This is a genomic window from Brachybacterium sp. YJGR34 (genome assembly GCF_003347015.1).
Lineage (GTDB): Bacteria > Actinomycetota > Actinomycetes > Actinomycetales > Dermabacteraceae > Brachybacterium.
Map to the genome: position 1 here is coordinate 1 of NZ_PNFB01000038.1, position 10,183 is coordinate 10,183.

At 73.4% G+C, this 10,183-nt stretch carries 6 protein-coding genes, 1 tRNA gene and 1 pseudogene; 5 read left to right on the forward strand and 3 right to left on the reverse strand.

What is annotated here, in order from left to right; genetic code table 11:
• Positions 1-126 (reverse strand): annotated as a pseudogene (locus CXH06_RS18160) (superoxide dismutase); the annotation flags it as partial.
• 167 nt (positions 127-293) lie between these two features.
• Here CXH06_RS18160 and CXH06_RS18165 point away from each other — a divergent pair.
• Together CXH06_RS18165 and CXH06_RS18170 are read left to right on the forward strand one after the other, a co-directional pair.
• Positions 294-5,195 carry a DEAD/DEAH box helicase gene (locus CXH06_RS18165; RefSeq protein ID WP_232820426.1) on the forward strand — a complete coding sequence of 1,634 codons (4,902 nt, stop codon included), beginning with the start codon at positions 294-296 and terminating at the stop codon, positions 5,193-5,195.
• Positions 5,196-5,242: 47 nt separating this feature from the next.
• Positions 5,243-5,315: transfer RNA gene (locus tag CXH06_RS18170), tRNA-Arg, on the forward strand.
• A 14-nt stretch (positions 5,316-5,329) separates the two neighbouring features.
• Here the strand turns inward: CXH06_RS18170 and CXH06_RS18175 are convergent.
• Positions 5,330-6,157, reverse strand: a complete 828-nt coding sequence (locus tag CXH06_RS18175) for an AraC family transcriptional regulator (protein WP_114856613.1) — start codon at positions 6,155-6,157, stop codon at positions 5,330-5,332.
• A gap of 74 nt (positions 6,158-6,231) precedes the next feature.
• On the opposite strand from CXH06_RS18175, the gene CXH06_RS18180 reads away from it, so the two are divergent.
• Together CXH06_RS18180 and CXH06_RS18185 are read left to right on the forward strand one after the other, a co-directional pair.
• Positions 6,232-7,083 (forward strand): phytanoyl-CoA dioxygenase family protein, encoded by an 852-nt coding sequence (locus tag CXH06_RS18180; RefSeq protein WP_114856614.1) that lies wholly within the window; start codon positions 6,232-6,234, stop codon positions 7,081-7,083.
• A 97-nt stretch (positions 7,084-7,180) separates the two neighbouring features.
• The gene (locus tag CXH06_RS18185; protein ID WP_114856615.1) at positions 7,181-7,441 is read left to right on the forward strand and encodes a hypothetical protein; all 261 of its coding nucleotides are present in this window, start codon (positions 7,181-7,183) and stop codon (positions 7,439-7,441) included.
• A 155-nt stretch (positions 7,442-7,596) separates the two neighbouring features.
• Here the strand turns inward: CXH06_RS18185 and CXH06_RS18190 are convergent, their stop codons facing one another.
• Positions 7,597-8,118: an acyl-CoA thioesterase gene (locus CXH06_RS18190; RefSeq protein WP_114856616.1), complete on the reverse strand. Its 522-nt coding sequence runs from the start codon at positions 8,116-8,118 to the stop codon at positions 7,597-7,599.
• Between the two features lie 105 nt (positions 8,119-8,223).
• Here CXH06_RS18190 and orn point away from each other — a divergent pair, with 105 nt between their 5' ends.
• Positions 8,224-10,125, forward strand: a complete 1,902-nt coding sequence (orn, locus tag CXH06_RS18830; protein WP_114856617.1) for an oligoribonuclease — start codon at positions 8,224-8,226, stop codon at positions 10,123-10,125.
• The last annotated feature ends 58 nt before the right edge of the window (positions 10,126-10,183 follow it).

Below are 10,183 nucleotides of genomic sequence, written 5' to 3' on the forward strand. Positions count from 1 at the left end.
CGCATTCGCACCCTTCACATACGTCGCATGATGCTTCGAGTGATGCAGCTCCATGATCCGGCCCGAGATCGAGGGATCCAGCGCCCCGTAGTCGTAATCGAGATCCGGAAGCGTGTAGTCCGCCATGGCGTTCCCTTTCTGTCGACGGTCATTCGTCTCGCGCGCACCGCGACCGGCGCACCGCGCGACCATCCTTGCACCTTTCGCCAGGTGGGTCACGGGGCGCCGGGCGGGGACGGAGCCGTCGCGTCGATCTCGCTCCGTCCGTCGGCCCCGCGAGGAACAATGGCACCGTGAGCGACCACGACCCGCCCGGCCGCCGGGCGCCCGCCTCGGAGGGCAGGATCCGCCCGGGCAGCACGCCGCCCGACCGTCCATCCGGCACGAGCGGCGCTCCGCCCCTGCCGTCCTCCCTGCACGCCGCCACCCGGACGTGGTTCTCCACCGTGCTGGGGCCTCCCACGGCGGTGCAGCGCGGCGCCTGGGACGCCGTGGCATCGGGCGAGGACGCCCTGGTCATCGCGCCCACGGGATCGGGCAAGACGCTCGCGGCCTTCCTGCGAGCGCTCGACGGCCTGATGTTCTCCCGCACCCCCGCGGAGGCGGAGCAGGAGCGCACCCGCGTCCTGTACATCTCGCCCATGAAAGCGCTGGGCGTGGACGTCGAGCGCAATCTGCGCCGGCCCCTCGCGGGCATCGCCGCGCAGGCCGCCGAGGACGGGACGGAGGCGGCCCCGGTGAGGGTGGGCGTGCGCTCCGGGGACACCCCGCCGCAGGAACGTCGGCGTCTGATCGCCCATCCCCCGGACATCCTCATCACCACGCCGGAATCGCTGTTCCTCATGCTGACCTCGGCGGCGCGCGAGACGCTGCTGGATGTCGAGACGGTGATCGTCGACGAGGTCCACGCGGTCGCGGACTCCAAGCGCGGAGTGCACCTGGCACTGTCGCTCGCGCGGCTCGATGCGCTGATCGGCCGCGGGAAGGAGTCGCTCGCGCGGCTCGATGCGCTGATCGGCCGCGGGAAGGAAGGGCGGTCCCGGCCACAGCGGCTGGGGCTCTCGGCGACCGTCGAGCCGGCCGCGGAGGTGGCGCGCTTCCTCGGGCCCACCGACACGAAGGTGCGGGTGGTCTCCCCCGCCGGCTCCAAGCAGTGGGACCTCGGGGTCACCGTGCCCGTGCCGGACATGGATGATGTCGCGCCGCCGCACGATGCGGTCGACGAGGAGGACGTCAGCGGCACCATCTGGCCCCACGTCGAGCGGGCGCTGCTGGCCGAGGTCGAGGCGCACCGCTCCACCATCGTCTTCTCGAACTCGCGCCGGCAGGCGGAGCGGATCACGGAGCGGCTCAACACCCTCCATCGTCGGCTGGGCCGGGCGCACGAGGGGGCCCCGGACGGCGGGGCGGCGGAGGACGGGGCAGCCGAGATCGCCCGCGTCCACCACGGCTCGATGTCGAAGGAGGCGCGGCGGCAGACGGAGGACCTGCTCAAGGCCGGGACGCTGCGCTGTGTGGTCGCGACCTCCACGCTCGAGCTGGGCATCGACATGGGGGCCGTGGACTGCGTCCTCCAGGTCTCCTCCCCCTTCGACGTCGCCTCCCTGCTGCAGCGGGTGGGGCGCGCCGGGCACGGCGTGGGCGACGTGTCCCGGGGTCGGCTGCATCCCCTGCATCCCCTGGACGTGGTCCACTCGGCGCTCATGGTGCGCGAGGCGCTCGCGGGCCGGCTCGAGCCGCTCGACGTGCCGCGCAACGCGCTCGACGTCCTCGCCCAGCACACCCTCTCCGCCGCCGCGCTCGAGGAGCTGGAGGTCGAGCAGTGGCTGGCGATCGTGCACTCGGCCAGCCCCTACGCCGAGCTCCCGCGCAGCGCCTTCGACGCGGTCACCGACATGCTCAGCGGCCGGTACCCCTCCACCGCCTTCTCCGAGCTGCGGCCGCGCCTGATCCACGACCGCGACCGCGGCGTGCTCACCGCCCGCCCCGGCGTGCAGCGCCTGGTGGTCACCAATGCGGGCACGATCCCGGACCGCGGGCTGTTCCCGGTGTTCCTCGAGGCCGGTCAGGAGCAGGCGCGCCGAGTGGGAGAGCTCGACGAGGAGATGGTCTACGAGTCCCGCCGCGGAGACGTGATCACGCTGGGCACCTCCAGCTGGCGGGTCGAGGAGATCACCCACGAGCGGGTCACGGTCTCCCCCGCGCCGGGCTTCGCCGGCCGGATCCCGTTCTGGCACAGCGACGGCGCGACCCGACCGCCCACGCTCGGCGCGGCCGTCGGCGACTATCTCGAGGAGCTGGCCGCTCAGAGCGCCGCGGAGCGCGAGGCATCTCTGGCGGCGCTGGGGCTCGACGAGTTCGCCCGCGCCCAGGTCCACCTGCTGCTGGAGCGGCAGGTGATGGCCGCCGGTGTGGTGCCCGGCAGCTCGCGGCTGGTCATCGAGCGCTTCGTGGACGACCTCGGCGACTGGCGTGTGGTCGTGCACTGCGCGCTGGGACGCCGGGTCACCGGGCCCTGGGCGCTGGCGATCAGCGACCGGCTCCGGGAGCAGGGCACCTCGCAGGTGCAGGTCGTCGCCTCCGACGACGGGATCGTGCTGCGCCTGCCGCAGGGCGCCGCTCCGCCGGGCGCCGAGCTGGTGCTGTTCTCCTCCGAGGTCATCGAGCAGACCGTGCAGCACCTGGTGGGCTCCTCCGCGCTGTTCGCGTCCCGGTTCCGGGAGTGCTCCGCCCGGGCGCTGCTGCTGCCGCGCCGCGTCCCCACCGCCCGGGCGCCGCTGTGGCAGCAGCGACAGCGCTCCGCGACCCTGCTCGATGCCGCCCGGGACCATGCGGACTTCCCGATGATGCTCGAGGCGGCGCGGGAATGCCTGCTGGACGAGTACGACCTCCCCTCCCTGGCCGCGCTGTTCGAAGCGCTCGAGACCGGGCAGGTGCAGGTCCAGGAGGTCGACGTCGATCAGCCCAGCCCGATGGCGCGGGCGGTGATGTTCGGCTACGAGGGCACCTTCCTCTACGACGCCGACGCACCGCTGGCCGAGCGCCGCACTGCGGCGCTGACCCTGGATCAGTCGGTGCTCGCCGAGCTGCTGGGCACGGTCTCGCTGCGCGACCTGCTGGTGCCGGAGGCGGTGGCGCGGGTGTGCGCCGACGCGCAGCTGCTGAGCCCCGAGCGGGCGATCCGCGACGCCGAGGACCTCGCCGATGCCCTGCGCCGGCTGGGCCCGTTGACGCCGGGGCAGGTACTGGGGCGGTGGGTGCGCGCGGAGTCGTCGGCCGAGGATCCCGGCGACGGGTCCGACGGCTCCCGCGGCGAGGTGGACGGCCGCGCGGTGGACCATGCCGGGCCTCGCTCCGAGGCAGCGATCCGCACCCTCGAGGAGTCCGGCCGCGTGCTGCGCCTGCACTGGCACGAAGAGGACCGGCTCGCGCTGGTCGAGGAGGCCGGGCTGTGGCGGGACGCGGCCGGCGCCGCGGTGCTGCCCGCCGGGGCCGAGGACACCCTGGCCCCCGCGCACCTCGAGCCCGTGGAGGAGGCGGCCGTGCAGGCGGTGGCCCGCTGGGCCCGCTCCCGCGGTCCCTTCACCGCGGAGGAGCTGATCGAGGACCTGCCCCTGCCCCCGGCGACGGCCCGCGATGCACTCGCCGAGCTGTCGGCCCGCCGGGTGCTGGCCAAGGGCGGCTTCCTCCCCGGCCGCACCGAGGACGAGTGGGTCGATGCCGGGATCCTCCGGCGGCTGCGCCGCGCCTCGCTGGCCGCGTCCCGGCAGGACATCGCCCCGGTCTCCCCCGCCGCCTTCACCGGCTTCACTCTGGCCTGGCACGGCATTGGCGAGGACCGGGGGCCCGGCGGCACCGAGGAGGACCTGCTCGATGCCGAGGAGCAGGGCGGGGACGCCCTCGCCGAGGTGATCGACCAGCTCACCGGGCTCGAGGCCCCGCTGGACATCTGGCGGCGGGATCTGCTGCGTGTCCGGCTCGGGCCGTCCGCGGACACGCTGCTCGACGAGGCGCTCTCCCGCGGGGAGGTCGTGCTCACCGTCCGCTCCGGCGGGGGTGCGGCGAAGGACCCGCTGCTGCGCCTGCACCTGGAGGGAGCCCTCGCCCTCGCCGTGGATGCCGAGGAGCAGCGCTCGCGGCGCGCGGCCCTGCCCGCGGGGTCCCTGGCGCACCAGGTGCTCGAGGCGCTGGAGGATGCCGTCGGCCCGGTGCGGCTGACCGACCTCGCCGCCGCCGTGCGACGACGCCGCGGCGAGGAGCGCACGCTCGCCCTCGCCGAGGTCGCCGAGGCGCTCGAGGAGCTGGCGCTCGCGGGGCTGGCCACCCCGGACGCTCTCGCGGCGCTGCCCGGACGTCGCCGGGGCGCCCGGCCGGCGACGACGTCGGCGCCGAGCCGTTCCGGGGCCGGACGCCGCGGCCGCAGCGCCTCCCGGCGCGGCCGACGCGGCGCGGCACGCCTCTCCGCCGCGCTGCTGCGCGCCGAGACCGAGGACAGCGCCCTCGCCTCCCTCACGGGAAATGCGGCGCTGGGGCGCTGGAGCGCGGTGCGCGTGCCCGATGCAGATCCCGCGGCGCGGCGCGCGGCCCGGGTCGCCCTGCTGGTGGACCGCCACGGCCTGCTCACCCGAGGCGCAGTCGCCCAGGAGGGCGTCCCCGGCGGCTGGTCCTCGGTGTTCCGTGAGCTGTCGGACCTCGAGGACTCCGGGGCCGTGCGCCGGGGGTACTTCGTCGAGGGTCTCGGCGCCGCGCAGTTCGCCCAGGCCGCCGCCGTCGACCTGCTGCGCGCCGAACCGCCGCCGCGTGACCCCGTGGTGCTCGCCGCCATTGATCCCGCCAATCCCTTCGGCGCCGTCCTGCCCTGGCCCGACACCGAGGGAACCGGCCGGCCGCAGCGGCGCGCCGGTGCGCACGTCGTGATCGTGGACGGCGCCGCGGCGGCCTTCCTCGATGCCGGCGGGGCGTCGCTGCACTGGTGGACGGGGCATGAAGGCGGGGCCGACGGGACCGCCGCACGAGCGCTCGCCGGAGCGGCCGCCCAGGACCGGCTGGGCCGGGTGTCCATCGAGCGGATCGACGGGATCGCCGTCACCACGGCCGAGGCCGAACAGCCCGCCTCGATGCGGCGCGCGGTCGCGGCCCTGCTGGAGGCCGGGTTCTCCCGCTCGCCCAAGAGCCTGCGGTTCCATGGACGGTGACGCGGCGCGGAGGTGCTCGCGAGGGTCGGTAGACTCGTGGGCCGTCAGCCTCCATAGCTCAATGGATAGAGCAACGGCCTTCTAATCCGTAGGTTGCAGGTTCGAGTCCTGCTGGGGGCACCCGCTCGATCGCCCTACCCGCCGTCGCGGCGCTGCTGCTGGCGGCGGAACTCCCGAGGGGAGAGCCCGACCCTGCGCAGGAACAGGCGGGAGAAGTACGAGGGATCATCGATCCCCACTTCCCTCCCGATCTGGCCGACGGACAGCTCGCTGCGAGCCAGCAGCTCCTGGGCTCGTGCGAGCCGCGTGGCGAGCACGACCTCGTGGGGTGTGAGGCCGGTGCTCCGCCGGACCTCCTCGCGCAGCCGGCGCGGGCTCAGTCCGCACAGCGCGGCGCGCCGCGCGACCGAGAGGTCCTCCGTGGCGGTCGCGGCGAGGGTGCGCAGCACGGAGGAGTCCTCCTCTTCGACACCGTCGAGCAGGGCACCGAGCAGTCGATGGACCAAGGATGCGGCGACCAGCTGCGCGCGCCGTCCGGGCGTGCGGCCCACGCGGTGCAGCCCGACGAAGATCTCCTCCCGCTCGGCCTTCTCCAGGCTCCCCTCCCCCAGCACGTGCCCCGTCCCGTGCAGGCCGTGGGAACGGTAGGTGCGCGCCCCAGCTCCCTCGAACAGCACCCAGTGCTCCGTCCACCCGACGGCGTCGGGGGCGTAGGCGTGGGGCACTCCCGGGGCCAGCCAGATCCAGGCCGGGGCCCGCACCGGGTGAGACCGCGTCCCGTCGTGGAAGCTCCCGGACCCCGCGGAGATCAGGACCAGGGCGTGCGGGGAGAGAACCCGCGGCCCGAGCGGCGCGAGCTGCCCGGACTGCTCGCCGACGCCGCGGCACGTCAGTCCGGTCTCGCGCAACTCTGCCGAGGCGGGCAGGTAGTGCGCCCAGGCTGTCGGCCGCGATCGGTCCATGGCGTCACGATAGTCCTGGTTCCCGGTGTCATCCCGTCCTTGGCCCGGCCTCACGGCCCGCGGAGACTGGACGCATGCTCACATCGAACGGCTATGTGCTCAGCGAGGACGCGCGTCGGATGGGCCGGCTCGAGCCGGTGCCCGCAGGTGAGCGGGAGGATCGCGCGGCGCTGTGGGAGAGGTTGCGCCGCGACGGGTACCTCTACCTCACGGGCTTCCTCGACCCGGACAGCGTCCTCGCCTTCCGGCGCTACTACTTCGACCGACTCGCCGACACCGGCCTGCTCCGGCCCGGCAGCTGCCCGGAGGACGGGCTGCAGGGGATCGGCCCCGTGGATCGCGGCCTGCTGCGCGAGCGGCTCTTTCGCGAGATCGTGCCGTCCCACCAGTACCGCCGCCTGTGCACGGACCCGCGGATCCACGAGTGGTTCGTCTGGATGCTCGAGGACGAGATCCATCTGCATCGGCGCAGGATCATCCGCCACACCCGCCCTGGGGAGAACGGGATCGGCACCGCCACCCAGGCGCACTACGACCTAGTCTACCTGCGCGAGGGAACGGACAGAGTGCTCTCGGCATGGATCCCGCTGGGCGACTGCCCGCTGTCCCGTGGCGGGCTGACCTACCTCGAGCACAGCCATCACAGAGTGCTGAAGGAGGAGGCCGAGGGCCGGCTGAAGGCTCCGGCGGCCTCGATCACAGCGGATCTTCCGGGTCTGGCCGGGAAGCGCAACGCCCGGTGGCTGGTGGCCGACTACCGGGCCGGGGACGTGGTGGTGCATTCGGCGCACATCATCCACGCCGCGACCGACAATGTGGACGACGGCGACGTGATGCGCCTGTCCACCGACATCCGCTACCAGCGCACCTCCGACCCGATCGACTGGCGCTGGCAGGAGCATTGGCACGACCGCGACGGCCTGTGAGGCCCCGGAGCCCGGCGGGTAGAGTCCACCGGGTACTCCGGTCACCGTCGCGGCGCCGGAACCGCCGCCTGCCGTCGACCGCGCGAGGAGATCCCGCATGATCCTCAAGGTGCTCGCGTTCGGGGCGATCGCGCTGCTGCTCGGGCTGCGTCTGGCCCGGACCCCGCTGGGCGCGCAGGTGCTCGGGGTCTCGCTACGAGTGCTGAACGTGGTGTACCTCGCCGCGCTGCTGCTCGCCGGGATCCTCGCGGTGGTCCTCGAGCAGTGGATCCTGCTGGCCGTCGTCGCGGTCCTGCTGGTTCTCAGCGGCGTCGAGGAGCTGCGGCGTCGCCAGGCCGCAGGCGGTTCCTCACGCTGAAGGACCGGGCCCGCCCGTCGGCTGCCGGTCGTCCGCGACCATCGGCCCCCGGCTGCGCCGGACTCGAGGAGGATTCCGGCGACCTCGCCGCTGACCAGGGATTCCGGGCCCGCGGCGTGGAGTCCGGGGGCAGCACCGCGTGGGCGAGATGCTCCTCAGCCCGCCGTGCGGCGCGCGGAGGAGCCGCGGTTCCACTCCGCCACCCACTCCGGCACGACGCGGTCCGCCGGCAGCGGACCGGACACCTCCAGCACCTCGCGCACGTCGACCGATCCGCCCTCCGTGCGCAGGAATCGCGCCCGGACCACCGCCTCGGCGTGGATCTCGGGACCCACCCGGAACACCTGCTCCATGTAGATCCACCGGTCGTCGACTCCGAGCACCCGGGAGGCGAGGTCGAACCTCTGGCCCAACGTGAGCGAGCGACGGTAGGTGATGGTCTGGCCCGCCACCACCGGGTACCAGCCCTTCTCCTGGACCCTCGCCCAGAACCCGGAGCGGACCATGAGATCCATGCGCCCGAGGTCCATGAGGGAAAGGAAGCGCCCGTTGTTCATATGACGCTGGAGGTCCAGATCCGCGAGCCCCACCCGGAAGGGGGTGTGGGCGGTGTCCCAGAGGCTCAGGCGCGGGCGCAGACGCACGCGGATCATGAGCCAGAGCACTCGCAGGTACATGTTCACAGGTGGGACCCCTCCGGTCTGCGGGGCGGGCGACGATGCCCACCGGGTGCCCCTCGAGACTAGCCACCCCGGCGGTGCCGGCGCGATAACCTTGCAGGCGTGACCTCTAGCTCCACTCGTGCCATCAACGACCGCATCATCTGGGTCGACTGCGAGATGACCGGCCTCGACAAGGAGCGCGATGCGCTCGTCGAGATCGCCGTGCTCGTGACCGACGCCGATCTGAACATCCTCGGGGACGGGGTCGACGTCGTCATCCGTCCGCCCGCCGCGTCGCTCGAGGGCATGGACCCCTTCGTGGTGAACATGCACACCGTCTCCGGCCTGCTCGAGGAGCTCGAGGGCGGGACCACTCTCGAGGAGGCGCAGGCGCAGTGCCTGGCGTACGTCCAGGAGTACTGCCCCGAGCCGGGCAGGGCGCCGCTGGCCGGCAACAGCGTGGGCACCGATCGCGTCTTCCTGGATCGCGACGTCCCGGAGTTCGCCGGCTGGCTCTCCTACCGCACCATCGACGTCTCGAGCCTCAAGGAGCTCGCCAAGCGCTGGTTCCCGCGGGTGTACTACAACATCCCGGCCAAGCACGGAGGTCACCGCGCGCTCGCCGACATCCGCGAGTCGATCCAGGAGCTCAAGTACTACCGCGAGGTGCTGCTGGTCGACGAGCCCGGCCCCACCACCGCGCAGGCCCAGCAGGCCGCGCGGTCCTACGAGCTGACCGGGACCGGCCCCATCGCGACCGCTCCGGCCGCGCCGCGGCCGCACGTGCCGTGGCTGGACCGGCCCTCGCACCGCTCCTGGCTCGAGAGCGAGGGCGACGAGCTGCTGGTCTTCGGCTCCGAGTCCGTGCGTGAGGACGGCGGCTTCGCCTGGCTCGACGAGGAGGGAGCGCCGGACCTCTCCCGTCCCTCGGAGCTGTGGATCACCTGCCGGATGACGCACTGCTTCGCGCTGGGACACCTGCTGGGCCGGCCGGACTTCGGCCGCTTCGCCGATCACGGCATCGCCTCGCTGCGCGGCGTCTTCCACGACGACGAGCACGGCGGCTGGTTCTCGGCGGTCGCCGGGGACTCCGTGGTCGACGACTCCAAGCAGGCCTACGCCCACGCCTTCGTGGTCCTCGCCGCCTCCTCCGCGCTGGCCGCCGGCCGTCCCGGCGCGCAGCAGCTGCTGGACGAGGCGCTGGAGGTGCTGGACACCCGCTTCTTCGACGAGGACGCGGGCATGAGCGTGGACACCTTCGACCGCTCCTTCTCCACCTGCGAGGAGTACCGCGGGATCAACGCGAACATGCACACCGTCGAGGCGCTGCTCGCCGCGGCCGACGTCACGGGCGAGCGCCGCTGGCTGGACCGTGCGGTGGGCATCATGACCCGCGCGATCGACGAGTTCGCGCGGGCCAACGACTGGGCGCTGCCGGAGCACTACGACATCGGCTGGAACCCGCTGCTCGAGTACAACCGCGACGAGCCCAACCACCCCTTCCGCCCCTACGGGGCGACGGTGGGGCACTGGATCGAGTGGGCGCGCCTGGTGCTGCACGCCCGGTCCGCGCTGCTCACGGTCGACGGCGAAGCGCCCGAGTGGATGCTCGAGGCGGCGACCGCGCTCATGGAGAAGTCCGCGGCGAGCTTCGGCATCGACGGCGCGCCCGGCTTCGTCTACACCGTGGACTGGGACGGGACCCCGGTGGCCCGCGAGCGCATGCACTGGGTGGCGGCCGAAGCCGTCGGCGCGGCCGCGGTGATGCACCAGGTCACCGGTGAGCGGAAGTGGGCAGAGCTCTACGAGCAGTGGTGGGAGTACATCTCCACCTACCTGCTGGATCCGAGCAGCGGCTCCTGGTTCCACGAGCTCGATGCGGACAACGAGCCGCAGGGCGTGACCTGGCCGGGCAAGCCGGATATCTACCACGCCTTCCAGGCCACGCTCATCCCGCGCCTGCCCGTGGCCCCCACGATGGCGGCGGCGCTGCGGGACGGCGCGCTCGACGCCACGCTCTGAGCACTCACGTTCGGCACGGACCGGCCGCGGACCGCCTCAGCGCTGCTCGAGGCGGTCC

Coding starts and splice junctions, on each gene's coding strand:
- CXH06_RS18190 (WP_114856616.1), bottom strand. CDS start 8,118: ATGTACCTGCGAGTGCTCTGGCTCATGATCCGCGTGCGTCTGCGCCCG.
- CXH06_RS18185 (WP_114856615.1), top strand. CDS start 7,181: ATGATCCTCAAGGTGCTCGCGTTCGGGGCGATCGCGCTGCTGCTCGGG.
- CXH06_RS18175 (WP_114856613.1), bottom strand. CDS start 6,157: ATGGACCGATCGCGGCCGACAGCCTGGGCGCACTACCTGCCCGCCTCG.
- CXH06_RS18180 (WP_114856614.1), top strand. CDS start 6,232: ATGCTCACATCGAACGGCTATGTGCTCAGCGAGGACGCGCGTCGGATG.